Below are 26,358 nucleotides of genomic sequence, written 5' to 3' on the forward strand. Positions count from 1 at the left end.
CCGGTCCGGAGGTGTTGGACGGGTGGGATGCGCCGTCCGTCGCCCGCTTGGTCGAGGCGCACACCCGGGCCCGTCGGTTGACGGGCCGGTTGGACGGGGTGCGGTACATCCTGTTGCCGCGGATCGAGGCTGAGGGTTCGTGGCGGTCGGGTGGTACGGCGCGCACGTTCACGTCGTGGTTGCGGGTGCGTGAGGGCATCTCGGCGGCGGCGGCGGGCAAGGACATGACGATGGCGCGTCGCCTGGCCACGGCGTTGCCGGTGACGCGGGAGCGCCTGGTCGCGGGGACCCTGGGTGCGGATCACGCGCGGGTGATGACCGAGGTCGCCCCGACGAGCGAGACGCGCACGGACGCGTTGGCCTGGCTCATCGATACCCGCACGGGGGAGACGACCACCCCGGAGCAGTTCGTGCAGACCGTGTCCGTGGACTTCCCGGATCCGGTGGACGACCCGGACGGGATTCGCACCCGTGAACAGGTCACCGCGGTGCTGGAGGGCGCGATCGCTGACGGGACGCTGGTGACCGGGGAGGGCCTGGTGTTGCGCGAGGCGGATGTGCTCAACGCGGACCAGTTCCGTGTGGTGGCGCGCCGGTTCGCGACGGTCACCGATCCGGACACTGATGATGTGGAGGACGACAAGGCCGCGCAGGGCGAGTTCCTGGACCTGTCCAAGACTTTTGGTGGGTATCACGTGGCGGGGTTCCTGACCGACGAGCACGGCCTGCTGGTCTCGACCGCGATCACCGCGGTGACGGGCGTGCCCGCGGCCGAGGACTCCCGGACGCCCGCGCAGCGTCGGGCGCAAGGCCTGGCGGACGTGGCCCGCGTGGTGCTGGACACCAACCAGGCCTCCCCGGGGGCCGCGATCGCGCCGCACCTGAACGTCACCGTGTCCTGGACGGAGCTGGTCACCCAGGTCACCCGCACCCGCGACGGCCTGTGCCTCACCTGCGGACAGGCCACGCCCGCACGCGGGAGCCGGGCACGCACAGCTGGTGGCCCGGCAGGTTCGGGTGTGGCGGGTGCGGCGTCGGTGTCCGGGTTGCTGTCAGCGGGTGGTCCCGTGTTCACCGAGACCGGCGGTCGTGCACCACGAGCACTGTTGCGTCGGTTGGCGTGTGACAGTGCGGTCACTCGGATCGTGTTCGGACCCGACGGTGCGGCACTGGACGTGGGTCGCGCGCAGCGGACCGTGACCGGGCAGATGCGTCGCGCGGTCATCGCCCGGGATGAGCATTGTGTCTATCCGGCGTGTGACCAGCCGCCCTCACGATGCGAGGTCCACCACGCGGTGACCCACTGGGCCGACGGCGGAGAGACGTCGGTCGCGAACAGTGCGTTGCTGTGCTGGTTCCACCATCAGCTCGTCGACGCGCGTGGCATCGTCATGCACTGGACCGGCAAGCCCGCACAGGGCACTGGCGCCGTCGGCGTGCTGGTCGAGACGGGGTGGGCGTTCACCGACGCCCGCGGGCATCGCATCCACCTGCCCCAAGCCCTCGAAGCCCTGCCCCCGCCGGGCACGGACCCGTCCGCGGAGCCGACCGCGGAGCCTCCGTCGGCCGCCGAAGCCGCCTGACCGGCAGGCCCGGCAGCCGGACCAGCACAATAGGTGCTCGACACCCGACTGCCGAGCCGGACCCCGCCGGAGGACCACGAGGAAACCCGGTCTGGCCTGGTGGACCGGCTGATGCAGCGCTGCACCACCGAGATCAGGACCAAGAGAGTCCGTCGGCTCGGGCTTGCCCGAGATCTCAGCGGTACTGCTTAGGCAGGGGCTGACCGAACTTCGCGCAGAGCGCGGTGACATCATGGACATCGTCCGCGTCGTGGTCGTAGCCGGTGTGAAAATCGATCAGGGTCAAGGCTTCGATGCAGCGCACCTCTCGACCGGCGATCGCGCCACGCCCGGTGAACGCCTTGGCGGGAAAGACCGGCCCGAGGCCGTCGTAGAGGCCGTTGCCGTCGGCGTCGAAGTCGACCAGGTGAAAGTCGATCCGACGGCCGTCCGGATGAGCCATCACGAAGTTGCAGGGTCGCTGGTCCGCCGTCCACACGTCCGCGAAACCGTCTGCCTCGACGGCCTGCCGGAGCGCTGGCTCGTCGACGGTCCGCAGGACGATGTCGATGTCGCCGTGTTCGCGAGTCTGGTGGCCCAGGTGAGCGTCGACGGCCCAGCCGCCGTCCAGCCAGACGTCGACACCCAGCGCGTCGGTCAGCTCGAGGAAACTCAGCACCTGCGCGGCGAAAAACCTGGTACTTGTCGAACCGTCACCTTCGGACAGCGTCACGAAAGCAGCCAGGACGCCGACCGGCGCAGCAGCTCCCGGTGCCCCTCAGCGGCGAACGAGCGGGCGTCGTGCCCGAGCGCCGAGTACACGCTCCGACCGCCGTGCGCTTCGTTGACCCACAGGACGGGCTGCTCGGCGCCGTCGTCGTCCAGGGTGGTGCCGAGGACCCGCGCACCCGGGGCGACCCGGAGGTGGCAGTAGCGCTCGTCGAAGGCTTCGACGGTGCCCAGCCCGTCCGTGACCGGGTGCCCGTCGACGAGCTCGAACCGCGCCTGGCCGATCGGGGGATGCATCGACTCACCGGGCACCCACCGCCCACCGAGCACGGCCGACCAGTCGGGCGCGTCGTAGAACGTGTTCGCCGCCTGGTGCAGGCCGAGCACGGCGCCCCCGGCCCGGGCCCAGCCCGCCAGCCGGGTGTGGAAGCCGAGCCAGTCGTCGTCGGCCCCGTCGAAGTCCGCGTCGCGGCGGCCCGATCCCCCGTTCACGACCAGCAGGTCCACGGAGTCGAGTTCGTCCAGCGCGTCCCGGAAGAGCCCGCGCACCTCGACCGCACCGAGGTCACCGAGCACCCCGGCGACCAGGTGCGACGTCGCCGCGTGGTCGTGCCAGGGGTCCTCGTAACGTCCGCGGCCGGCCAGGATGAGGATGCGCTTCGTCGTCACGATGCGATCCTGCCACGACAGCCCCGGGCTACGGCACGACCAGCACCTTGCCCCGCGCCTGACCGGACTCGAGCCGGCGGAACGCCTCGACCGCCTCGTCGAGGCCGTACCGCCGGTCGATCCGCGGCACGACGTCACCCGCGACCAGCAGCCCGGCCAGCTCGTCCAGGTCGGACGCCTGGTTCGGACGCCAGGGGAAGACGCCGATCCGGGTGCCGGTCAGCCGGCCGACCACCGGGCCGAGCAGCGCCTTCTCCGCGAACGAGCCGAGCCGCCGGGCGATCAGCGCATACCGCCCGCCCGGGGCCAGGGCACGGCGGAGCGCCGCGACGGACCGGGTGTCGGCGATGTCGAGGACGACGTCGAACTGCCGGTCGCCCCGCGTGAAGTCCTCGCGCGTGTAGTCGATCACCTCGTCCGCGCCGAGCTCCCGGAGAAGGTCGAGCTTGTCGCCGTGGTCGACGGCGGTGACCACGGCTCCCCGGGCCTTCGCGATCTGCACCGCGAACGGCCCCACGCAGCCGCCCGCCCCGTTGACCAGCACCCGCTCGCCCGGCCGGATCGGCCCGGCAGCGCGCAACCCCTGCAGCGCGAGCGACCCCGAGTGCGGCACGGTTGCGGCGACGTCGAACGGCACCGTGTCCGGCAGCGGCGTGAGGGCCGACGCCGGGGCGGTCACCAGGTCGGCCAGCGCACCGTGCCCGACCTCGAACAGGTCGGCCCAGACGCGGTCGCCCGGCCGGAGACCGGTCACGTCCGGCCCGGTCTCCTCGACGGTCCCCGCCACGTCGACCCCCACCCGGGAGTGGCTCGGCCGGAAGAGCCCGGTACCGATGCGCGCGAGGCGCGGGCGGCCGAGCACATGATCGAGGTCGCCCATGTTCAGCGAGGCGGCACCGACCTGGACCACCACCTCGCCCGGCCCGGGGACCGGCCGGGCGAGCGCGGCCACCCGCAGGACGTCGACCGGACCGTACTCGTCCCGCACCACGGCCCTCACGCGGTGCCGCCCGAGGCGACCGGAGCCCGCTCCAGCACGAGGAAGTCGGTGACGCCGAAGAGGCGTGCGACGCGACGGTCCGCCGCCGACAGATGGGGCAGCGCCTCAGCCGGCTCGACGACCCGCGGCGCCACCACGCGCGTGCGCCCCTCGGCCCGCAGCTCCGCGGAGCCCGCGGCGAGGACGTTCCGCAGCCAGTCCACCTCTGGCCCGTACGGGAGATAGACGATGAAGTCGTCGCCCATCGGGTACACACCGATGGGCGTCGCATACGGCGTGCCCGAGCGTCGTCCGACGTGCCGGATCACCGCGGCCGACGCCCCGGGCTCCCCCGCGGTTCGCATCTCGATGGGACGACCGAACCGCCGGCCGAACCTGCGGACGAGCAGGAGGCCGCGCCTGTTCTTGGTACGCATGGTCACCACGAGCGCGAAGAACGCGCAGAGCCCCACCGCCAGCAGCCCAACGACCACCCAGAGGATCCAGACCCACATGACGTCACCTTCCCGAGGAGGCTTACGGTGTAAGCCTTACGACGTAAGGTAGGCCAGGAGGTACGGCCCGTCAAGGGTTCGGCCGACGTAGGATCGCGACACCATGACTTCACCCCGGGCGGCAGGCACAGCACCACGGAGTGCCCTGACCCGCGCCCGGGTGCTCGAGTCAGCGGTCACCCTGGCCGACCGCGACGGCCTCGGGGCGCTGACGATGCGCAGCCTGGCCCGTGAGCTCGGGATCGAGGCGATGTCGCTCTACCATCACGTCGCCAACAAGGAAGACCTGCTCGACGGCGTGGTCGACGTCGTCGCGGCGGAGATCCAGGACGCCGTCGGCCGGCTGGAAGCCCTCCCCGACGACGCCCCGGAGTCCTCGTGGAAGCCCGCGCTGCGCCGGCAGATCCTCGCGGCGCGCACCGTGCTGCTCCGCCACCCCTGGGCGTCGACCGTCCTGGAGAGCCGCAAGTCGTTCAGCCTGCACGTCGTGCGGTACTACGACTCGCTCATCGGGCTGATGCGGCGCGGCGGCTTCTCCTACGACCTGGTCCACCACGCGATGCACGCTCTGGGCAGCCGTGCGCTCGGGTTCTCGCAAGAGCTCTTCGAGCCGGACGGCGCCACGGCGGGCTCTGCGGGCGACGGCAGCGCCGAGGAGGGCGCCGCCGACGCCGCCACCGCGCTGCTCCTGCAGATGGCCGACGAGCTGCCCCACATGGTCGAGATGCTGGCAGAGGTGGGGCACCAGGACACCGGCTCCACGCTCGGCTGGTGTGACGACCAGACCGAGTTCGAGTTCGGCCTGGACCTCATCCTCGACGGGCTCGAGCGGCTGGCCGAGCGCGAGAAGCCCTGACCTGCCGCTACCGCGGCGGACGACCGCGGAGGGCTACCTGAGCGGGTCGAACGGCCGGATCTCCTCCGGCGTCTGCCCGGTCGTGATCATCTCCGCCAGGGCCCGCCCCGTCGCCGGGCCGAGCACTATGCCCCACATGCCGTGGCCGCCGGCCACGTAGACGCCGGACGCCGCGGTCCGGCCCACGAGCGGCAGCCCGTCGGGCGTCACCGGCCGGGAGCCCACCCACTCGTCCTCCCGGGAGTCCAGGTCGACGCCCTCGAAGAGCCCACGGACCGAGTTCACCATCGCCCGGACCCGGCCCTCCTGGAAGGGCTCGTCGGGTCCCCGGAACTCCATGGTCCCGGCGACCCGCAGCCGCCCCTGGTACGGGGTGCAGGCCACTCGCCGGGCCGGGAAGTAGACCGGGTGGTCGATCGGCGGGCCCTCCACCGGCACGCTGAACGAGTAACCGCGCCCGGCCTGCACCTTGGTCCGCACGCCGAACTGCTGTGCCAGCCCGGGGAGCCATGCGCCCGTGGCGATCACCACCGAGTCGGACGTCGTCCGGCCGTGGCCGTGCACCGCGATCTCGACGCCACCGGGCACCGGACGGATGTCGTCGACGTGGGCGTCCGTCAGCACCTTCGCGCCGCGGGCGCTGACCGACGTCGCGAGCGCCTGCACGTACGGACCGGGCTCGATGTACCGCTGCCCCTCCAGCGTCCAGGTCGACTGGACGGCCCGGGAGAGGTGGGGCACCCGGACGCCGTCGGGCACCCTCGCGAGCCGGATCTCCTGGCCGGCCTTCGCCACGCCGCGCAGCTCGTGCACGAACGGGCGCGACTCCCGCTCCCGCTCGAACCCGACCACCCAGCGGCTCGGGTGCGACGTCGCGTGCACGCCGCCGGCCTCGAGCTCGTCGAACGCCTCGAGCGCGAGCCGGTCGATCGGGGTGAGGGCGGCCATCGCGCGCTGCCACTCGCCGGGAGTCGCGTGCGAGATGAACCGCGCGAGGAAGCTCCAGAGGGCACGGTCGAACCGGAAGGGGACACTGAGGGCGGCATCGGGGTCGAGCATCGCCTTCGGGCCGTAGGCCCAGAGCGCCGGGTCGGCCAGCGGCATCGCCATGCCCGGGGTGAGCCAGCCGGCGTTGCCCCAGGAGGCTCCGGACGCAACGCCGCGCCGGTCGAGGACTGTCACCTCCACGCCACGTTCTTGCAGGTGCCAGGCGGTCGCGAGGCCGACCATGCCGGCGCCCACGACTGTAGCGGTCTTCGTTTCGGGCACGCTCGTGCTCCTTCATTTCAGGGCAGTACCTTGCAGGGCCCCTCCCCGTCGAGCGGCGGATCCCTCCATGGTCCGCCCCGCGGATCGATTCAGCGCGACAACTCGGTGAAGTGCGGTGAAACGGGTGGTGTGGATCCGTCGCACGACGGCGGACCGGGGCATCTGCGTTCCGGTCGCGGGCTCAGCCGATCTGCTGCGCCAGGGGCTCGATCACCCCGATCTCGTCGTCGGTCAGGGGTCCGGCCTCGAGCGCGGCGACGTTGTCCTCGAGCTGTGCCACCGACGACGCGCCGATCAGCGCCGAGGTCACGCGCGTGTCCCGCAGCACCCAGGCGAGCGCGAGCTGGGCGAGCGTCTGCCCCCGGCCGACGGCTATGTCGTTGAGCGCCCTGGCGCGGCTCAGGTAGTCCTCGGTGAGGGCACCGGACGAGAGGAAGGGTGAGTCGGAGCGGGCCGCCCTGGATCCCTCGGGCGCGGCGCCGGCGAGGTACTTGCTGGTCAGCAGACCCTGCTGCAGCGGCGAGAAGACGATGGTCCCGACACCGAGCTCGCCGACGACGTCGAGCAGGGACTCGCTCTGCCTGCCGTCGTACGCGTCCTCGTGGGCGGGGTTCTCGATGTGCCGGTTGAGCATCGAGTACGACGGCTGGTGGATGAGCAGCGGGACACCCAGGTCGCCGAGGATCCGTGCTGCCTCGCGCGTGCGCTCCGGCGAATAGTTGGAGACGCCCACGTACAGCGCCTTGCCCTGCTGCACCGCTGAGGCGAGCGCGCCCATGGTCTCCTCGAGCGGCGTCGAGGGGTCCGGCCGGTGGTGGTAGAAGACGTCGACGTAGTCGACGCCCATCCGGGTGAGCGACTGGTTCAGCGAGGCGATGAGGTACTTGCGGGACCCGTGGTCCCCGTACGGGCCGGGCCACATGTCGTAGCCGGCCTTCGTGGAGAGGATCAGCTCGTCGCGGTACGGCTTGAGGTCGGCGGCGAAGTGCCGCCCGAAGTTCTCCTCCGCCGATCCGTACGGCGGCCCGTAGTTGTTCGCCAGGTCGAAGTGCGTGACGCCCAGGTCGAACGCCCGGCGCAAGATGGCGCGCTGGGTGTCGAACGGGCTGGTGTCGCCGAAGTTGTGCCAGAGGCCCAGCGACAGCGCGGGGAGGTCCAGGCCAGAACGGCCGGTGCGGCGGTAGGACATGGTGGCGTAGCGGTCGTCGGCGGCGAGATACCGGGGTGCGAGGGGCATGCGGCAATCGTGGCACGGGCCCCGCGCACTCAGGCCCGCTGACGCTCGACGGGCTAACATCAACCAAACTACTCGTTTCGTTGATGTAGGCGGCACCGCGATCAAGTTGTATTGATCCCAGCGCGCGCTCACATCGACCTAGTCACCTAGGCTTCTCTGCCATGGAACTCGCCCGATTCTCCGACAGCCCCCTCGGATACTTGGTGCCCATCACAGGCCACGACGCGCGACATAGCCGGGCGTTCAGCCATCACGCCTTCGTGGCCAATCCCCTGGGTCGTGCGCCCGACCTGGACACCGAGACATGGCGTGTCGCCGCGCGGGCCGGGCGGGCGCTCGCCCGGCTCGACCAGGCGTCGCGACAGATCCCGAACCCCGGATTGCTCCGGCAACCAACTCTGCGCCGTGAGGCTCAGAGCACGTCCGCTCTTGAGGGTACGTATGCCCCGATCGAGGATGTCCTTGCGGCGGAAAGCGCTTCTGCGAGCCCCATGGGCTCGGACCTGCAGGAGGTGATGAACTACGTCGCCGCGGCCGACGCCGCGTTCAGCTGGGTGCAGCGGTACGGGCGCGTTGCTGTGCCTCTCCTCGAAGACGCACAGCGGACCCTCGTCAGCGGCACAGCTGCAGACACATCTGATGCGGGGAAAGTCCGAACCACACAGGTGGTGATCGGAAGTCCGAGCGGCCGGGTCGAGGACGCGCGGTTCATACCGATGCCTCCTGAGCACGGCATACAGCCAGCCCTGCGCGACCTCACAGATTGGATCAACGCGACTGAAGACCATGACCCGGTCGTCGCAGCTGCAATGGCGCACTACCAGTTCGAGACCATCCACCCGTTCAATGACGGGAACGGCCGGGTCGGTCGCATGCTGATCGTGTTGCACCTTCTGGTCGCAGGTGTGTTGAGCGAGCCACTGCTCACTGTCTCACCATGGTTCGAGGCGCGGCGCTCCGAATACCAAGAGCATCTCGCCCGTGTTTCCGCGACAGGCGAATGGGGACCGTGGATCAGATTCTTCAGCACGGGGCTTGAGGCCTCCGCGATCGACACTGCCGACCGTGTCGACCGCATGCTGAAGATTCGCGATGGCTATATCGGCCGACTCCAGAATGCGAATGTTCGCAGCGCCCTCGCCCGTGACATCGTCGACGTCCTCGTCGAAACCCCTATTGTCACCGCTCCGGGACTTGCACGGCGTTTCGACAGATCACTCCAGGGCGTGCACAACGCTCTGGAGAAGCTGGTCGGTCTGGAGGTTCTACAGCGCCCTGCAGGGATGCAGAAGCTGCGGTTCGTCTCGAGTGACTTGCTGGCCACGATCACCGATGCGTGAACTCCACCCCGCACGGTCACCTGGCACCGACGACAGCGGTGGAGAGCCTGTCGCAAGTCTTACTCGCCCGTAGTGCGCGCGGAGTGAACGTGCCGGTGCCCACGCCACGCGCACTACGGGTAGTTGCATCAGCAGTAGAGGTTGCCGCCCGGGTCCACGCCAAGTGCGCTGGTGAAGCGCAGGTAGGTGTCGATGCGGCTCTGCACCTGTGCGGGGTTGCCACCGTTGCACTCGATGCTGCCGTTGATGCTGCGGATCGTCTCGCCGAAGCCGCGGTTGTTCACGATCGCCGCGTGCGGGGTCATGGTGCCCGGGCCGTTCTGGGTGTTCCAGTACCAGAGCCCGGTCTTCCAGGCGATCGCCGAGTCGGTCTGCACCAGGCGCGGGTTGTTCAGCAGGTCGATGCCTAGGGCGTCGCCCGCCGCCTTGTAGTTGTAGTTCCAGCTCAGCTGGATGGGGCCCTTGCCGTAGTACTGGTCGTGGCCCGCCGGGCAGCCGTAGGGCTGGGACAGGTCGCAGTAGTGCGGGTAGTTCGCCGTGTTCTGCTCGACGATGTGCACCAGGCCACCGGTCTCGTGGGAGACGTTGGCGAGGAACGCGGCAGCCTCGCGCTTCTGGACGGTCTCGCTGCCGGTGTTGGCGAACCCCGGGTAGGCGCTGAGCGCTTCGACGAGCCCGGAGTAGGTGTAGAAGGAGTTCCGGTTGGGGAAGAACTGGTTGAACTGCGCCTGGCTGACCGGGAAGTCCTCGGTGCCCGGCGGGTCGGTCGGATCCTCACCGCCGCCGCAGGCACCGACGCGCTCCCAGACGCCCCACTCGCCGGTCGTACCGGGCGTCTCGCCCTGGGTCCACCACTTGGCGCGCCACGCGACCCCGGCATGGGTGACCTGGTTGCCACCAACGTAGACCGCGCTGCTGCTCCAGGCCGCAGAGCTGCAGTCGGCTACGGCAGCCTGAGCCGCCGGGACGGTGACCGCTGCCGCCCCTGTCGTCAGGAGCGCAGCGACGAGAGCTGTGATCAGTAGCGGTGCGCGACGAGATCTCACGGGAACCACCTCGCTTCCGGTTCTGGGCCGTCGTCGTCGACGACCGATTTGTTCAGGAACCTAGCAAGATGGCTGGCGAGCAGTCGTGAGGGATTCCCACACGAGCGACCCGTACCTCACGCCGAGTCGCGGACCACCAGGACCGGCTCGAAGATCGCCGACCGCACGGCCGGCTCGTCGGCGTCGATCTGCTCCAGCAGCATCCGCGCCATCTCCTCCGCCATCTTCTCGACGGGCTGGCGCACCGTCGTGAGCCGGGGGCGGGTCTGCACGGCCACGGGGCTGTCGTCGAACCCGACGATCGCGACGTCGTCCGGCACGCGCCGCCCGTTCGTCTGCAGCACGTGGATGGCGCCCTGCGCCATGAGGTCGTTCGAGACGAAGACCCCGTCCAGGTCCGGGTTCGCCGCGAGGAGCTCCGCCATCGCGGTCTCTCCGCTCTCGAACGTGAAGGACCCCTCGGCGCTCGGGACGAACGCGTGCCCGCGCCGCGCCGCCGCGTCCCGGAAACCGTCGAGCCGGTCCCGGGCGGCCGGCACGTCGACCGGCCCGGAGATCACGCCGAGCTTGCGGCAGCCCCGGTCGAGCAGGTGGTTGGCCGCGAGGCGGGCGCCGTCGGCGTTGGCGAGGTCTACGTAGCTCGCCGGGATCGCATGGCCCGGCCGGGCGAAGAGCACTATCGGGCTCCCCGTACCCAGCAGGCCCGCGGGCAGCGGGTCGTCGGCGTAGGTGGACACGAGCAGCGCCCCGTCGGCATTACCGAACCGCAGGTAGGAGACCACCTGGTCCCGCGTCTGGCCGTTGTCGGCGAACATCAGGACCGGGTGCACGTCGTGCGGCCGAAGCGTCCGCACGAGGGACCCGACCACCCGGCCGAAGAACGGGTCGGAGAAGACGCCCGACAGGTCCAGCTCGATGTCGGGGTCGGCGTCAGCACCCGAGATGACGACGGCGACCGTGCCCGTACGGCGCGTTACCAGGGACCGTGCCGCCCGGTTGGGCACATAGCCGGTCTCCGCCACGGCCTCGAGCACCACCTCCTGCACCGCTGGCGCGACCTTGCGCTTGCCGTTGATCACGCGGGACACGGTCGCGCGGGAGACGCCGGCGACCTTCGCCACGTCCTCCAGGGTCGGCGCCGGACGCCGCAGATCCTTGGTCACAAGGCTGACGTTAACAGAGTAAGAGCGCTCTCCCATGGAGCCTGAGCGGGTGAGGTGGTGCATGAACGAGCACCACCGACGTCGCTCAGAACGCCGACCATCTGGCCTTAAGAGAGGTGTAGCAGCCCGAAAATACAGGACAGCCAGTACCGCAGAAGCCTTGACGCCTCCTCAAGAGCGGGTCAAAGATTGGCGGGGTAAGAGCGCTCTCCCAACTCGCGGCGCACCGGAGCGACGCGAAGGCAGGCTCAACGACGAACCGCGCCACCGGCCATCGCACCGGCCGGCGAGCGGACGGAGAGGAAGACCATGATCACCACCGGATCACCCGGCGCGCTGGCGGGGCGGTTCAAGCGCCGCCTCCGCGCACGAGCCGCTGTCCTGGCGACCGGCCTGCTGACCGCGACGGCTCTCGTCGTGCCGGCAGCCTCGGCACACGCCGAACCGGCCCTGCTGTCGCAGGACCGGCCCGCCACCGCCTCCTCCGAGGAGAACCCCGACTACACGCCCGCGAGCGCCGCCGTCGACGGCGATCTCGGCACCCGCTGGGCCAGCGAGTTCAGCGACCCGCAGTGGATCCAGGTCGATCTCGGCACGTCGGCCGGTCTCGACCGGGTCGAGCTGGTCTGGGAGTCGGCCTACTCGACCACCTATGAGTTCCAGGTCTCGGCTGACGCGTCCTCGTGGTCCACGGTGTACTCGACCGACTCGGGCGACGGCGGCACTGACGCCTTCGACGTCGAGGGCACCGCCCGCTACGTGCGGCTGCTGTCCACGGCGCGGTCGGGCGGCTACGGCAACTCCCTGTGGGAGCTGCGGGTCTTCGGCGAGGCGGGCGGCTCGAACCCGGGCGACCCCGGAGACCCCGGAGATCCCGGAGACCCCGACTACGTCGATCCCGGCCATCCCGGCGTCCCGGTACCGGACTCGGGGCCGAGCACCGTCGACGTCGTGGGCGGCGACGGATCCTGGGACCTGGAGGTCGACGGCCAGCCGTACACCGTGCGCGGCTTCACCTGGGGCCCGGCGTTCAGCGCGGCGGACCACTACATGCCGCCGCTCGTCGAGATGGGCGCCAACACCATCCGGACCTGGGGCACCGGCGCGGACACCCGGCAGCTGCTGGACTCCGCCGCGGCGCACGACATCCGCGTGGTGATGGGGTTCTGGCTCCTGCCCGGCGGCGGACCGGGTTCGGGCGGCTGCATCGACTACCGCACCGACACGAGCTACAAGTCGGAGACCAAGGCCGACATCCTCAGCTGGGTCGAGACCTACAAGAACCACCCCGGCGTGCTCATGTGGAACATCGGCAACGAGGCGATCCTCGGCCTGCAGAACTGCTACTCGGGCACCGAGCTGGAGGAGATCCGGCACGCGTACGCGGCCTTCGTCAACGAGGTGAGCGTCGCCGTGCACCAGGCCGACCCGAACCACCCGACCACGAGCACGGACGCCTGGGCAGGCGCCTGGCCCTACATCGAGGAGAACGCTCCTGACCTCGACCTGCTGTCGATCAACGCCTACGGCGACGTGTGCAACATCGAGGAGGCCTGGGAGACGGGCGGCTACGACCGCCCCTACCTCCTGACCGAGGGCGGCGCGGCCGGCGAGTGGGAGGTGCCCGACGACGCCAACGGCGTCCCCGAGGAGCCCACCGACCTCGAGAAGGGTGCCGCCTACGTCGACTCCTGGCGCTGCCTGCGGGAGCACGAGGGCGTCGCGCTGGGCGCCACGTTCTTCCACTACGGCATCGAGGGCGACTTCGGCGGCGTGTGGTTCAACATCCTGCCCGGCGACAACAAGCGCCTCGGCTACTACTCGATCGCACGGGCCTGGGGCGTCGACATCTCCGGGATGAACACCCCGCCGCGCATCTCCGCGATGGACGTCCCCGCTGCGACGGCGGTGGAGGCCGGCGCGGAGTTCACGGTCACCGTGGACGTCACCGACCCCGACGGCGACCCGATCACGTCAAACGTCATGCTGAACAGCAAGTACATCAACGACGCCGGCGGCATCGCCCAGGCCGAGTTCGACGAGACGGCCCCGGGCACGTTCCGGGTCACGGCGCCGGAGATGCTCGGCGTCTGGAAGGTGTACGTGTTCGCCGAGGACGGCAACGGCAACGTGGGCGTGGAGACCAGGTCGTTCCGTGTCGTCGCGCCCGAGGTCGAGGGGACCAACATCGCGCTCGACAAGACGGCTACGGCGTCGAGCTTCGACCCGTGGAACGGCGACTGGACCCCCGGCCAGGCCGTCGACGGCGATGCCTCGACCCGCTGGGCGAGCGAATGGGGGCCCACCGGCTGGTACCAGGTGGACCTGGGGTCGGAGCAGTCGTTCGACCACCTGCAGCTCGTCTGGGAGACGGCCTACGGCAAGTCCTACGAGGTGCAGACCTCGGACGACGGCAGCTCCTGGACCACCGTCGAGACGGTCACGGGCGGCAACGGCGGCGTCGACAGCATCGACGTCTCCGGCTCCGGCCGGTACGTGCGCCTCAACCTCACCGAGCGCGGCACCGAATGGGGCTACTCCCTGTACGAGGTCGGCATCTACCAGCGGTGACACGGCAGCGACGTCAGCAGCAGTGACGTCAGCAGCCCAGAGCAGCACTGAAACCACCAGCAGTGAAGGAGGAACCATGCGCACAGCACTCCGCACACCCAGCGGCCTCAGATCTCGCGTCCTGGCCGGCGCACTCGCCACGGTACTGCTCGCCTCGACCTTGAGCGCGGCCGCGACCCTCGGCGCCACCACCGCCGTCGCCGAACCGAACACGCTCCTCTCGCAGGGCGCGCTCACCGCGGCGTCCAGCTCCGAGTCGGGCGGTCTGGGGCCGCGCTTCGCGGTCGACGGCGACCGCGGCACCCGCTGGGCCAGCGCCCCGACGGACGACGAGTGGATCCGGGTCGATCTCGGCCGGTCCTACGCCCTCGACCACATCGCCCTGGAGTGGGAGGCCGCGTACGGCGCGGCGTTCACGCTCCAGGTCTCGGCCGACGGCGACGCCTGGACCACGGTCGTCACCGAGGCAGCCGGCACCGGCGGGACCGAGGTGTACGACGTCGTCGCCACTGGCCGCTACGTCCAGCTCGTCGGCACGGCCCGCGGTACCGGGTACGGCTACTCGCTCCTCGAGCTCCAGGTATTCGGCGACGGCGAGGTCGGCGGGCCGGAGGACCCGCCGCCGTTCCCGGACGACGAGGTCACGCACCACGAGTTCCAGGCGAACTGCACGTTCTCGCACTTCCTGCCGGACGACTCGATCGTGTACCCAGGGCAGCCAGGCCGGTCGCACCTGCACACGTTCATCGGCAACCGCTCGACGGACGCCTTCACCACGCCCGCCAGCCTGCTCGCGAGCCCGGAGAGCACGTGCACGGTGCCCCAGGACCAGTCGGCCTACTGGTTCCCCACCCTCACGGAGGGCGGGGTCCCTGTCGAGCCGAACATCCCGATGACGGTCTACTACAAGTCGGGGATCGACGACTACGCCGACGTCGTGCCGTTCCCGGAGGGACTCCAGTTCGTGGCCGGCGACATGATGGCCACCGTCGACGAGTTCCGCACGGCGCCCGGCGCCGTCGAGGGCTGGGAGTGCGGCGACATCTCCAAGAGCTGGGAGATCCCGGCGAGCTGCCCCGAGGGCACGCAGCTGAACATCCGCTACCAGGCCCCGAGCTGCTGGGACGGGATGCACCTGACGCCGGAGGAGTCCGCCCACATGGGCCACGGCACGCACATGGCGTACCCGGTAGCGGGCCAGTGCCCGCTCAGCCATCCCGTGGCGGTCCCGATGCTCGAGTTCAAGATCGCCTGGCCGGTCAGCGGCGACATGTCCGACGTCGCACTCGTCAGCGGGTCCGACCAGTCCTGGCACTACGACTTCGTCAACGCCTGGGACCCCGAGGTGCTCCGCCGCCTCGTGGAGCAGTGCATCAACGGCGGGCTGCAGTGCAACCCCCGCGGCTACGACCTGTACAAGCCCCACCGTGGCACCGTGCTCGACGAGAACTACGAGCTCGTGCCGGAGCCGGCCGCACGCCAGGAGGCAGCATCATGACGGTCCGCAGCACATTCGACGAAGCACTGCCCGCAGAGCGGCAACGGGCACCGCGGCTCGGACGGCGGGCTTGGCTGGCCGTCGCCGTCGCGGCGACCTGCGTGGCCGCACCGCTCACGGCGGGCGCGACGCCGTCGTCGGGCACCGCGGACGCTCCGGGGCCGGTGAACGCCGCTGCGCGGGCCGCCGCTCCGGCGGCCGCGTGCACCACGAACGCCGCGCTCGGGAGGCCTGCCACGGCGTCGTCCACGGAGGGCCCGTTCGGCCCCGCCATGGCGGTCGACGGCGACCCGGGCACCCGCTGGAGCAGCGAGCCCGCCGACCCGCAGTGGATCCGGGTCGACCTCGGCTCCGTCCAGGACCTGTGCCGCGTCGAGCTCTCCTGGGAGACGGCGTACGGCAAGGACTTCCGGATCGAGGCGTCCGACGACGGCACCACGTGGCGGACGCTCAAGACCGTCACGGACGGGACCGGAGGCTCACAGGGCTTCGACGTGGCGGGGGCCGGCCGGTACGTGCGGATCACCGGCACGGAGCGGGGCACCGGTTACGGCTACTCCCTGTGGGAGCTCAAGGTGCTCACGGACGACGGCGGCAGCACGCCCGGCGACCCGATCCCCGGCGGCGGTGACCTCGGGCCGAACGTGCACGTCTTCGGCCCGGACACGCCCGTCAACCAGGTCCAGGCGGCGGTGGACGAGGTCTACGACCAGCAGGAGTCCGACCAGTTCGGCGACGGGCGGCACCAGTTCCTGTTCGAGCCCGGCACCTATCCGGTGCACGTGAACGCCGGGTTCCACACCTCGATCGCCGGTCTGGGCGCCGACCCGGACGACGTGAACATCACGGGCGGTGTCTGGGCCGACGCCGAGTGGTTCGAGGGGAACGCCACGCAGAACTTCTGGCGCTCCGTCGAGAACCTCGCCGTCACGCCAACGGGTGGGGACATGCGGTGGGCCGTGTCGCAGGCGGCGCCCATGCGGCGGGTCCACGTCAAGGGCAACCTGATGCTGCACTCGTCGCGGTACGGCTGGGCGTCGGGCGGCTACATCGCCGACTCCGTGATCGACGGCGAGGTCCGCGCCTGGACGCAGCAGCAGTGGTACACCCGCGACTCGACGCTCACGGGCGGCTGGGCGGGCACGCTGTGGAACATGACGTTCTCCGGCGTCGAGAACGCACCGCCGACGTCGTTCCCCGAGCCTGCCGTGACCACCCTCGACACGACGGGGACGATCCGCGAGAAGCCGTACCTGTACCTCGACGGCGAGGACTACGCGGTGTTCGTACCGTCCGCCCGCGAGGGGACGAGGGGTGCGACCTGGGACGGCGGGACGACGTCGGGCACCTCCGTGCCGCTGGACGACTTCTACGTGGCCCGCCCGGGAGACTCCGCCGAGCGGATCAACCAGGCCCTGGACCAGGGCCTGCACCTGCTGCTCACGCCCGGGATCTACGAGACGGACCAGACGATCGAGGTGGACCGTGCCGGCACCGTCGTGCTCGGGCTCGGGTACGCCACGATCGTGCCGACGGCCGGGCAGACGGCGATGCGGGTGGGCGACGTGGACGGCGTCCGCGTCGCCGGGGTGCTCTTCGACGCGGGAGCTGCCGAGTCGCCGTCGATGCTCACCGTCGGTACGGAGGGGTCCACGGCGGACCACGCCGACGACCCGGTCTCGCTGCACGACGTGTTCGTCCGGGTCGGCGGGGCGCACGTCGGGCGGGTGGACCAGGCGATCGTCGTGAACGCCGACGACACGATCATCGACCACATCTGGTCCTGGCGGGGTGACCACGGCGAGGGCATCGGCTGGGACGTGAACACCGCGCGCAACGGCCTGGTGGTGAACGGTGACGACGTCTCCGGGTACGGGCTCTTCGTGGAGCACTACCAGGAGTACAACACCCTGTGGAACGGGGAGCGCGGCCGCACGATCTTCTACCAGAACGAGCTGCCGTACGACCCGCCGAACCAGGCGGCGTGGAACCACGACGGCGTGCGGGGCTGGGCGGCGTACAAGGTCGCTGACCACGTCACGCAGCACGAGGCCTGGGGGCTCGGGTCGTACTGCGTGTTCACCTCGGACGCCTCGATCACCTCGGACAACGGGTTCGAGGTGCCGCGGACGCCGGGTGTGCGGATGCACTCGCTGCTCACCGTGTCGCTCGGTGGGGTGGGCACGTACGAGCACGTCATCAACGGCGTCGGCCCCCGCGCGGAAGGAACGGAAACAATCCCGGCCAAGGTGGTGAGCTACCCCTAGCGGAAGCGCCCTCGGGACGACCATGCACCTGCTGCCAGGATCAGGACTCGCCTGGCAGCAGGTGCATGGTCATGTCAGGGACGCCGAGCCGTCAGGTGACGGCGCCCATGTGCCAGGGGATGAACTCCTCGGCACCTATCCCGAGCTCCTCGCTGACCGTCTGCTCCCCGGACGCGACGGCGAGGATCCGGTCGAAGATCTGCCGCCCCACCTCCGCCACGGTGGCGGTGCCGTCCACGACGACGCCCGCGTTGATGTCCATGTCCTCGGACATCACCGAGTACATCGGGGTGTTGGTCGCCACCTTGATGGACGGCGTCGGGCGGCAGCCGAAGACCGAACCGCGGCCCGTGGTGAACACGACCACGTTGGCGCCGCCCGCTACCAGGCCCGTGACCGAGACGGGGTCGTAGCCAGGGGTGTCCATGAAAGCGAACCCGCGCTCGGTGATCGGCTCGGCGTACTCGTAGACGGCGCCGAGGTCGGCCTGGCCGCCCTTGGCGACCGCGCCGAGCGACTTCTCCAGGATCGTCGTGAGGCCGCCCGCCTTGTTGCCCGGCGACGGGTTGTTGTCGAGCGTGCCACCACCCGCCGCGACGTAGTCCCGCCACCAGTCGATGCGGTGGAGCAGCTTTTTCGCGACACCGGGCGACGTCGCCCGGGCGGTCAGCAGGTGCTCGGCCCCGTACACCTCGGGGGTCTCGGCCAGCACGGACGTCGCCCCGTAGGCGACCAGCCGGTCCGAGGCCCAGCCCAGCGCCGGGTTGGCCGTTATGCCGGAGTAGCCGTCGGACCCGCCGCAGTTCAGCGCGAGCACCAGCTCCGACACGTCGCACTCGACGCGTTCGCGCGCGTTGACCAGCGGCAGCATCTCGCGGACCGCGGCGACTCCCGCGCGTACCGAGGCGCGCACACCGCCGGCCTCCTGGATGGTCAGCGAGCGAACCACCGTGTCGTCGGAGATCGAGGCCAGCAGCCCCTGCTTCGCGTCGTCGGGCGGACCGACCGTCGGCATCCCCAGGTCGGCGACCTGCCCCGACCGGGCCGACAGCGCGGCCCCCGGCACCATCTCGCAGCCCAGCCCCAGCACCAGCAGGCCTGCGACGTTCGGGTGAGCCGCGTACCCGCGCAGGGTGCGCAGCAGGATCTGCCCGCCCTCGGAGTCCGGGACCAGGCCGCAGCCCGACGTGTGGGTCAGCGCGATGACGCCGTCGACGTGTCCGAACTCGTCCAGGGCCGCGCCGCTGAACTGGTCCGCGATCATCTTGGCCGTCGAGGCCGAGCAGTTCACGCTGGTCAGGATCGCCACGAAGTTGCGGGTCCCGACCCGGCCGTCGGCCCGGCGGAAACCGCGGAAGGTGGGGCGGGCGCCGTCGGGCAGCGGGAGGTCGGTGTGCGTGCCGCCCAGCGGCGCCTCGCGCGAGCCCTCCTCGAACCCGAGGTTGTGCGAGTGCACGTGGTCGCCGGGGGCGATGTCGGCGGTCGCTACCCCGATGACCTGCCCGTACTTGTGCACCTCGGCGCCGGCCGGCACGGCGCGCAGCGCGATCTTGTGACCGCGCGGCACCGGCTGCCCGACGGCGACCGGACCGGTCCCGGGGGCGAGGGCTTCGTCGCCCGGCCCCAGATCTCGCGTCGTGACCGCGACGTCGTCGCCCTCGCGGAGAATCAGGAGATCGACCTCTGGCACCTGTGACACCCCTCTGTGTGAACCGTTTCATCCTACCGGCGTTGCCGTTCGCACCTCGCGAGCTCACCCGCTGGTCGAGCCCCCGGTCGGCAGAACGTCAGGTGATCGGCACCTCGGGTTACCGATCACCTGACGTTCTACCGACCGGGCTCTGTCAGCTGGCTCTGTCAGCCGGCTATCGCCGCCGTGACCTCTTCCATGAACTGGGTGGCCGCCTCTTCCGGGGTGATGCGCTCGAAGAGGACGTCGGTGTTGACGCGCTCCATGATGTCGGCGAGCTCGGCGGAGCCGTGCGGCGGCACCGGCGGGGTGTCGACGATCTCGTCCTCGATGTCCGCCATGAAGTCGGCCATCTTCTGGTCGGTGGGGGACAGGTCGCCGAGGATCCCCTCGCGCACCTCGGTGTTCGCCGGGAGGCCACGGTCGGTGAGCATGATGTCGGCCGCCTCCTGCGAGTTCAGCAGGAAGTCGACGAACTTCGCGGAGGACTCCGGGTACTCGGTGTCCGCGGAGACGGAGTAGAACATCGCCGGCTTGTAGTACATGCCGGTGCGCTCGCCCTGGGTCTCACCGGGCAGCCGGAGCAGCTCGAGCTCGTGACCCGACGAGTCCGTCAGCGCGCCCAGCTGGTTGGTCCACCACACGCCCATGGCGCCCTGGTTGGTACCGAGCAGGCTGCCCTCGGGGCCGGCCGCCTGGTACTCGACGGTGCGGGCGGCGTCAGGCTGCCCGCCACCCTCCATCAGGTCGAGCGAGACCTGGAAGAAATCCGCGACGGTCTGCTCGGAGACACCGAGCTCGCCCTCCGGCGTGAACAGCGTCTCGCCGCGCTGGCGCGCCATCACGTTGAGGCCCGCCTCGTTGAAGCCGTAGTCCTGCGTGCCCCACACACCCTCACCAGCACCCTTCGAGACGGCGTTCGCCGTGGTGACGTAGTCCTCCCACGTCCAGGTGGTGTCGTCGGGCAGCTCGACGCCCGCGTCGGCGAAGATCTCCGGGTCGGCGACGAACGCGTAGGCGTTGATGCCGGTAGGGATGCCGTACTGCGCACCATCGATCTGGCCGCCGGCCAGGACGCTGTCGTCCACCTTGGACGTGTCGATGTCGAGCTGGCTCAGGTCCGCGAGCACGTTCTTGGTGGAGTAGTCGGAGATGTAGCGCTCCTCCTGGGTGATGACGTCGGGGGTGTCGCCGGCCGCCACCGAGGTGGCGAGCTTGTCCCAGTAGCCGTCCCAGTCGGTGAAGTCGGGGACCACGGTGATGTCGGGGTTCTCCGCCTCGAAGGCCTCGATGATCTGCTCCGTGGACTCGTGGCGGGTGTCGGAGCCCCACCACGCGAACCGGATCTCGCAGGGGCACTCCTCGGCCGCGGCGGGCTCGTCGCCGCCGCTGCCGCCCATGCCCGAGTCCCCGCCGCCGCACCCCGCGAGGGTCAGGGCCACTGCCGCGATACCCGCGGCCGAGGCAGCGAGGCGCTTGCCGCGCCTCGTTCGTAGTCCGTTGCCGGTGTTGCTCATGTGTGTTTCTCCTTCGGTGACGTTGACGTCGTTGTCGCGGAGCGGTGGAGCTATTTGATCCCGGTGGTCGCGATGCCCTTGACCAGGTATTTCTGCCCGAACAGGAAGGCGATGAAGACGGGGATCAGGGACACGATCGACATGGCGAACAGCGAGCCCCACGAGCTCTCGCCCGTGGAGTCGACGAACGTGCGCAGGGCGATCGGCACGGTGTACATCTCCGGCCGGGTCAGGAAGATCAGCTGGCTGAAGAAGTCGTTCCACGTCCAGATGAACGTGAAGATCGCGGTGGTGGCCAGGGCAGGCATCGACAGCGGCAGCATGATCTGCAGGTAGATGCGCAGGTGGTTGGCACCGTCGAGGGTCGCAGCCTCGTCCAGCTCCCGCGGGATCCCGCGGAAGAACTGGACCATGAGGAAGATGAAGAACGCGTCGGTGGCAAGGAGCTTCGGCACGATCAACGGCAGGAACGTGTTGATCCACTCGAGCTGGGAGAACAGCACGTACTGGGGCACGATCACGACGTGGATCGGCAGCATGATCGACATGAGCATGATCGCGAACCACAGCTTCTTGCCCCGGAACTCCAGCCGCGCGAACGCGTAGGCCGCCAACGAGCACGAGAGCAGGTTCCCGAGCACCGAACCGATCACCACGATCGCCGAGTTGATCAGGTAGTGGCTGAACGGGTGCAGCAGCGCGTTCCACCCGTCCGTGTAGTTGGACAGGTCGATGTCGGTGGGGATGAGGCCCGGCTCGCGGAAGATCAGCGCGTTCGGCTTGAACGAGCTGGCCAGCATCCAGAGCAGCGGGTACAGCATCACGAACCCGAAGGCGATCAGGCTCACGTGCTTGATGACGCTGGCCACCCTGGCGCGCAGCTGCCGGCCGCGGGGGCGGATGGTCGGACGGCGGTCCTCGGTACCGGAGGACCTGCCGCCGTCGGACGGCGGCCGCACGGCCGTCGCCGTAGCGGTCTGTGTGGGCGTGGAGGCGTCAGTCATCGTAGAACACCCAGTACTTGGAGGCGAGGAAGTTGACTGCGGTCATGCCGCCGATGATCAGCAGCAGGAACCAGGCCATCGCGGACGCGTAGCCCATGTCGAGGGAACCGAACCCCTTGAGGTAGAGGTACAGCGTGTAGAGCAGCGTCGAGTCGGACGGGCCGCCGTTGCCGCCACTCACCACGAACGCCCTGGTGAAGGACTGGAACGCCTCGATGAGCTGCAGCACAAGGTTGAAGAAGATGATCGGCGTCAGCAGCGGCAGCGTGACCGAACGGAACTGGCGGAACTTGCTCGCTCCGTCGATCGAGGCCGCCTCGTAGTACATCTGGGGGATCTGCCGCAGGCCGGCCAGGAAGATCACCATGGGAGCGCCGAAGGTCCAGACGTTCAGCGCCATGAGGGTGCCGAGCGCGTAGTCCGGGTGCGACACCCAGCCCTGCCCCTGCACGCCGAACATCGCCAGCACCTGGTTGACCAGGCCGTCCGCGCCGAAGATCTGGCGCCACAGGATCGCGATGGCCACCGAACCGCCGAGCAGGGAGGGCAGGTAGTACACGGAGCGGTACAGGGCGAGCCCGCGCATGCCCCGGTCGAGCAGCAGCGCCAGGCCGAGGGCCGCGGCGAGCTGCAGCGGCACCGAAACGAACACGTACATGAACGTGACGCCGAGGGAGCCCCGGAACCGCGGGTCCGCGAACATCCGCGTGAAGTTCTCGACGCCCACCCACTGCGGCGGCGAGAGCAGGTCGTAGTCCGTGAAGGACAGGTACAGCGAGGCCCCCATGGGCCCGGCGGTGATGAGCACGAGCCCGACGAACCAGGGCGCGAGGAAGAGCAGCGCCCAGCGTCCGTCGCCCTTTTTCCGTGGGCTGACGCTCTGCTTGCTGCGGGAAAGCTCCTGGATCACTGACATGGGCTCACCCCTGCACGGGCTGGCGGGGGCTCGGACCGCCAAGGTCCGGGCTCGCGGTTCGGGTGGCGCATCGCGTTTTGTCCTCCGGATCGTCGTCGATCCCCGGTCGCATCGGTGAGAAACCGGTCTCTGGTGGAGGAACGTACCACACGAGCAACCGGTTTCCCATGGTGTACCGTCACATCGGGAAACCGGCAGCGAGGGGCCGCGCCAAAGATGGCTCGGAGCCCCCTGCGCGCCGGTCGGACGACGGTGGACGGACGGAGAGCACATGGTCAGCGGCAACGCTCGAGGCGCGGGTCAGCGCCGCGTCACGGCCACGATCGGGGACGTAGCGCTGGTGGCCGGCGTATCGCGGGCGACGGTCTCGCGCGTCATGAACGGACGCAGCACCGTCGACGCGACCATCGCGGAACGTGTGCGGGAGGCCGCGGCGGGGCTGAGCTACCGGCCCAGCAACGCGGCGCGCAGCCTGGCGCTCGGCCGTACCCAGACCGTCGCACTGGTGGTCCCGGACCTCGGCAACCCCGTGTTCCAGCAGATCCTGCGCGGTGTCATGGACGGTGCGGCCGAGGACGGCTACCGCGTGCTCGTCGCGGACACGGTGGAGGACGACCAGCAGGAAGGCGCGATCGCGCTCGAGGCGCGGATGCGCTGTGACGCCCTCGTGCTCGTCTCGCCCCGCATCGGGGACGCCGAGCTCAGCGCGCTCATCGCCGACGTCGAGCCGGTGGTCCTGGTCAACCGGGAGACCGGTGGCGCGGCACCGAGCCTGGTCGTGGACTACGAGGACGCCGCGCTCCAGGTGGTCGAGCACCTCGTGTCGCTCGGCCACCGCCGCATGGTCTACCTCGGTGGCCCCGTGCGGAGCGCATCCGACGAGCTGCGCCGCGCAGGCCTCGACCGCGCCCGGAAGCGGCACGCCGACCTCGAGATCCTCGACCTGCCCGCCGGGCCGGACATCCAGGCCGGTCACGCCGCCGCGCCCGCCGTGCTCGCCACCCGCGCCACCGCAGCCGTCGCCTTCAACGACCTGGTCGCGTTCGGCCTGCTCGCCGGTCTGAACGAGGCCGGGGTGGCCGTACCTGCCGACATCTCGGTGGCCGGCTTCGACGACATCGAGCTGTCCCGTTACGCAACACCCGCGCTGACGACGGTCGCGGTACCGCAGGCCGAGCTCGGCCGCCACGCCTGGAGGGAGCTGCACGCTGTGATCGACGACGACGCCCACCCCGCAAGCTCTGCTCGATTCACGCCGAGCCTGGAGGTGCGCGGCAGTACCGGGCCCGTACCCCAGGGCACGGAGCGCGTGCACGTCACGGACGACGACGGCGTCGGCGTCCGTGACGTGCAGCGCGAGGAGATCCCGACCGTGCCGCCCACGGCAGCCCCCACGTGGTCCGTACCTGCGGGTCCTGATGCCGACACCGTCGTACTGACCTGCGGTGACGGGCTGGAGCTGGTGCGCCGCGACGCGGGCGACCGGATGCCGAAGGTCCACGCACGGCGTCCGTACCTGCACCCGGTGCACACCCTGGCGGGCGTACCGCTCACCGACGTGAGCCCCGTCGACCACCGCCACCACTACGGCGTCGGCATAGCGGTTCCCGATGTGAACGGCACCAGCCACTGGGGTGGCCGCACCTTCATCGAGGACGTCGGGCCGACGCTGCTGAAGAACCACGGCCGCCAGACGTCGGAGGGCGTTCGCGTCGAGGCCGCGCCCACCTCGCGCCCGGCCGGTGCGGGGGCCGAGGCAGGCGAGGTCCTGGTCGAGGAGGTGCTGTGGTCCGACGAGCACGGCGACCCGCAGCTTCGCGAGGAGCGTCGGGTGACGGCGCGCCTGCTCCCCCAGACCCCCGGATCGGCCGCAGCACCCGGCTGGGTGCTCGACTGGCGCTCCACGCTGCACGCCGACCACGGACCGCTGGAGATCCGCTCGCCCGCCACCAACGGCCGGCCGGGCGCCGGCTACGGCGGCCTGTTCTGGCGCCTGCCGCTCGCCGAGAGCACCAGGGTCCTGTCGGCGTCGGGCACCGGCGAGAACCAGGCGCACGGCAGCACGTCGCCGTGGGTGGCGTTCGTGCAGCAGCAGGGGGGCCGGTCCACGACGCTCCTGCTCGTCCAGCCGAGCCAGGTCCGCCCGTGGTTCCTGCGTTCTGCCGAGTACCCCGGCGCCTGCCCGGCGCTCGCGTGGGACTCGCCGCTGCTCGTGCCGGAGGGCGGCTCCGTGCAGCTCGACCTCGTCGCCGTGCTGCTCGACTCCGCGCTCACGAGCTCGGCCGCCGCGGCACTGGCCGCCGACCTCACCGACGGCGGCCGGCGGTGAGCCTGCCGAAGGTCGCGGTCGTCGGCGTCCACGGCCACGGCGGCTCGCACCTGCGGACGGTCGCGGACCTCGAGGCCAGGGGGCTGGCGCGGCTGAGCGCCGTCGTCGACCCGCGGGAGCCCGACGACGCCCCCGCGCCGTGGTTCGCGAGCCTGGGTGACCTGCTGTCGGCGGACACCGGCACGCTGCCCGACGTCGTGGTGCTCTCCACGCCCATCCACACCCACCTGCCGCTCGCGCGCGCCGCGATGGAGGCGGGCATCGACGTGCTGCTCGAGAAGCCGACCACCGCCTCCCTCGCCGAGCACGCCGAGCTCGTCGCCGTCGCGGAACGGACCGGGCGCCTGTGCCAGGTCGGGTTCCAGACCTTCGGCTCCCACGCGCTGCCCGCCGTCGTCGACATGATCGCGCGCGGCGAGGTGGGGCAGGTGACCGGGATCGGCGCCGTCGGGACCTGGGTGCGGACCGCCGCGTACTGGGCGCGCTCGCCGTGGGCGGGGCGGCGGCGCATGGGCGACCGCGCCGTCGTGGACGGCGCGGTGACCAACCCCCTCGCGCACGCCGTGGCGACCGCACTGTGGGTCGGCGGCGCCAGGACCAGCACCGACCTCGCCTACGTGAACACCGACCTGTGGCGCGCCAACCCGATCGAGGCCGACGACACCTCGTCCCTGCGGACCGTCGGCACGGACGGGACGCGGTACGGGTTCGGGCTCACGCTGTGCGCGGCGATACGCACCCCGGCGCGGGTCATCGTGCAGGGCACCGCCGGCGAGATCGAGCTCGAGTACGAGCACGACCTGGTCCGGCTGCGCACCGGACGGGTCGTCGCGGAGAAGCAGTACGGGCGGACAGGCCTGCTGGAGAACCTGCTCCGGGCCCGCACCGGCGAACGGCTCCTGTGCGACGCGCGCGACACCGGCGCGTTCATGCAGGTGCTCGAGGCCGTGCGCACCGCCGCCGACCCGACACCGATCGGGGACGAGTTCGTGGACTGGGCGGACGGTGTCGACACGGGTCCCGGCGGTGGCCCGCGCGGGAAGATCGCCGGCACGCAGGGCAACCCGGAGGGCGACGCCCGGCATCCGGTGGTGCGCGACGTCGCCGAGTGGTGCGAGCGGGCTGCCCGCGAGCAGCGCACGTTCACGGAGCTGGGCGCCCCATGGACGGTCGAGAAGTAGCGCCACCGACCGTGGGAGGG

General features: G+C 70.6%; 20 protein-coding genes. 8 read left to right on the plus strand and 12 right to left on the minus strand.

The annotated features are described in order from the left end of the window. Nucleotides 1-1,583: HNH endonuclease signature motif containing protein (locus APR04_RS28040; protein ID WP_253877393.1), on the plus strand; the 1,583-nt coding region annotated here is incomplete at its 5' end. Between the two features lie 175 nt (nucleotides 1,584-1,758). Here APR04_RS28040 and APR04_RS28045 read toward each other — a convergent pair. Genes APR04_RS28045 through APR04_RS28060 form a run of 4 tightly spaced genes read right to left on the minus strand, consistent with a single transcriptional unit; the run spans nucleotide 1,759 to nucleotide 4,454 of the window. Continuing rightward, nucleotides 1,759-2,295, minus strand: coding sequence for a nucleotidyltransferase domain-containing protein (locus tag APR04_RS28045; RefSeq protein WP_253877395.1), 537 nt, complete (start codon nucleotides 2,293-2,295; stop codon nucleotides 1,759-1,761). Then, nucleotides 2,292-2,960, minus strand: coding sequence for a ThuA domain-containing protein (locus tag APR04_RS28050; RefSeq protein WP_253877397.1), 669 nt, complete (start codon nucleotides 2,958-2,960; stop codon nucleotides 2,292-2,294). The genes APR04_RS28045 and APR04_RS28050 overlap by 4 nt, the downstream gene beginning before the upstream one ends. A gap of 28 nt (nucleotides 2,961-2,988) precedes the next feature. Continuing rightward, the gene (locus tag APR04_RS28055) at nucleotides 2,989-3,960 is read right to left on the minus strand and encodes an NAD(P)-dependent alcohol dehydrogenase (protein WP_253877399.1); all 972 of its coding nucleotides are present in this window, start codon (nucleotides 3,958-3,960) and stop codon (nucleotides 2,989-2,991) included. Next, nucleotides 3,957-4,454, minus strand: a complete 498-nt coding sequence (locus APR04_RS28060) for a nitroreductase family deazaflavin-dependent oxidoreductase (protein WP_253877401.1) — start codon at nucleotides 4,452-4,454, stop codon at nucleotides 3,957-3,959. Before APR04_RS28060 ends, APR04_RS28055 begins: the two co-directional genes overlap by 4 nt. 103 nt (nucleotides 4,455-4,557) lie before the next feature. On the opposite strand from APR04_RS28060, the gene APR04_RS28065 reads away from it, so the two are divergent. After that, the gene (locus tag APR04_RS28065; protein ID WP_253877409.1) at nucleotides 4,558-5,310 is read left to right on the plus strand and encodes a TetR/AcrR family transcriptional regulator; all 753 of its coding nucleotides are present in this window, start codon (nucleotides 4,558-4,560) and stop codon (nucleotides 5,308-5,310) included. A 33-nt stretch (nucleotides 5,311-5,343) separates the two neighbouring features. On the opposite strand, the gene APR04_RS28070 is transcribed toward APR04_RS28065, so the two are convergent. Both APR04_RS28070 and APR04_RS28075 read right to left on the minus strand, forming a co-directional pair. After that, nucleotides 5,344-6,579 (minus strand): NAD(P)/FAD-dependent oxidoreductase, encoded by a 1,236-nt coding sequence (locus tag APR04_RS28070; RefSeq protein ID WP_308292402.1) that lies wholly within the window; start codon nucleotides 6,577-6,579, stop codon nucleotides 5,344-5,346. A 181-nt stretch (nucleotides 6,580-6,760) separates the two neighbouring features. Next, nucleotides 6,761-7,816: an aldo/keto reductase gene (locus APR04_RS28075; RefSeq protein ID WP_253877411.1), complete on the minus strand. Its 1,056-nt coding sequence runs from the start codon at nucleotides 7,814-7,816 to the stop codon at nucleotides 6,761-6,763. 161 nt (nucleotides 7,817-7,977) lie between these two features. On the opposite strand from APR04_RS28075, the gene APR04_RS28080 reads away from it, so the two are divergent. Then, entirely contained in the window at nucleotides 7,978-9,156 is a 1,179-nt protein-coding gene (locus tag APR04_RS28080; RefSeq protein WP_253877413.1) for a Fic family protein, read from the plus strand. Between the two features lie 128 nt (nucleotides 9,157-9,284). Here the strand turns inward: APR04_RS28080 and APR04_RS28085 are convergent, their stop codons facing one another. Both APR04_RS28085 and APR04_RS28090 read right to left on the minus strand, forming a co-directional pair. After that, nucleotides 9,285-10,202 carry a glycoside hydrolase family 19 protein gene (locus tag APR04_RS28085; RefSeq protein WP_253877420.1) on the minus strand — a complete coding sequence of 306 codons (918 nt, stop codon included), beginning with the start codon at nucleotides 10,200-10,202 and terminating at the stop codon, nucleotides 9,285-9,287. A gap of 116 nt (nucleotides 10,203-10,318) precedes the next feature. After that, a complete protein-coding gene (locus APR04_RS28090) occupies nucleotides 10,319-11,365 on the minus strand; it encodes a LacI family DNA-binding transcriptional regulator (RefSeq protein WP_253877422.1) in 1,047 nt (348 codons plus the stop codon). A gap of 309 nt (nucleotides 11,366-11,674) precedes the next feature. Here APR04_RS28090 and APR04_RS28095 point away from each other — a divergent pair, with 309 nt between their 5' ends. The 3 genes from APR04_RS28095 to APR04_RS28105 all read left to right on the plus strand — a co-directional run bounded on the left by APR04_RS28095 (nucleotide 11,675) and on the right by APR04_RS28105 (nucleotide 17,701). Further along, nucleotides 11,675-13,936, plus strand: a complete 2,262-nt coding sequence (locus APR04_RS28095) for a discoidin domain-containing protein (RefSeq protein WP_253877424.1) — start codon at nucleotides 11,675-11,677, stop codon at nucleotides 13,934-13,936. A 76-nt stretch (nucleotides 13,937-14,012) separates the two neighbouring features. After that, nucleotides 14,013-15,434, plus strand: coding sequence for a DUF1996 domain-containing protein (locus APR04_RS28100; RefSeq protein WP_253877426.1), 1,422 nt, complete (start codon nucleotides 14,013-14,015; stop codon nucleotides 15,432-15,434). After that, nucleotides 15,431-17,701, plus strand: a complete 2,271-nt coding sequence (locus APR04_RS28105) for a discoidin domain-containing protein (RefSeq protein WP_253877428.1) — start codon at nucleotides 15,431-15,433, stop codon at nucleotides 17,699-17,701. Before APR04_RS28100 ends, APR04_RS28105 begins: the two co-directional genes overlap by 4 nt. 91 nt (nucleotides 17,702-17,792) lie before the next feature. Here APR04_RS28105 and APR04_RS28110 read toward each other — a convergent pair whose 3' ends face one another. The 4 genes from APR04_RS28110 to APR04_RS28125 form a co-directional block, all read right to left on the minus strand. After that, nucleotides 17,793-19,391, minus strand: a complete 1,599-nt coding sequence (locus APR04_RS28110) for a UxaA family hydrolase (protein WP_253877430.1) — start codon at nucleotides 19,389-19,391, stop codon at nucleotides 17,793-17,795. A gap of 167 nt (nucleotides 19,392-19,558) precedes the next feature. After that, complete coding sequence (locus APR04_RS28115; protein WP_253877432.1) at nucleotides 19,559-20,908, minus strand: ABC transporter substrate-binding protein; 1,350 nt, start codon at nucleotides 20,906-20,908, stop codon at nucleotides 19,559-19,561. Nucleotides 20,909-20,958: 50 nt separating this feature from the next. After that, the gene (locus tag APR04_RS28120; RefSeq protein WP_253877434.1) at nucleotides 20,959-21,912 is read right to left on the minus strand and encodes a carbohydrate ABC transporter permease; all 954 of its coding nucleotides are present in this window, start codon (nucleotides 21,910-21,912) and stop codon (nucleotides 20,959-20,961) included. Then, nucleotides 21,905-22,828, minus strand: coding sequence for a carbohydrate ABC transporter permease (locus APR04_RS28125; protein WP_253877436.1), 924 nt, complete (start codon nucleotides 22,826-22,828; stop codon nucleotides 21,905-21,907). The genes APR04_RS28120 and APR04_RS28125 overlap by 8 nt, the downstream gene beginning before the upstream one ends. Before the next feature lie 271 nt (nucleotides 22,829-23,099). On the opposite strand from APR04_RS28125, the gene APR04_RS28130 reads away from it, so the two are divergent. Together APR04_RS28130 and APR04_RS28135 are read left to right on the plus strand one after the other, a co-directional pair. Then, nucleotides 23,100-25,157: a DUF6807 family protein gene (locus APR04_RS28130; protein ID WP_253877438.1), complete on the plus strand. Its 2,058-nt coding sequence runs from the start codon at nucleotides 23,100-23,102 to the stop codon at nucleotides 25,155-25,157. Further along, on the plus strand, nucleotides 25,154-26,338 hold the full coding sequence (locus APR04_RS28135; protein WP_253877440.1) for a Gfo/Idh/MocA family protein: 1,185 nt from the start codon (nucleotides 25,154-25,156) through the stop codon (nucleotides 26,336-26,338). Before APR04_RS28130 ends, APR04_RS28135 begins: the two co-directional genes overlap by 4 nt. Nucleotides 26,339-26,358: the final 20 nt, after the last annotated feature.

The sequence above is a fragment of the Promicromonospora umidemergens genome, assembly GCF_024171995.1.
Classification (GTDB): domain Bacteria; phylum Actinomycetota; class Actinomycetes; order Actinomycetales; family Cellulomonadaceae; genus Promicromonospora; species Promicromonospora umidemergens.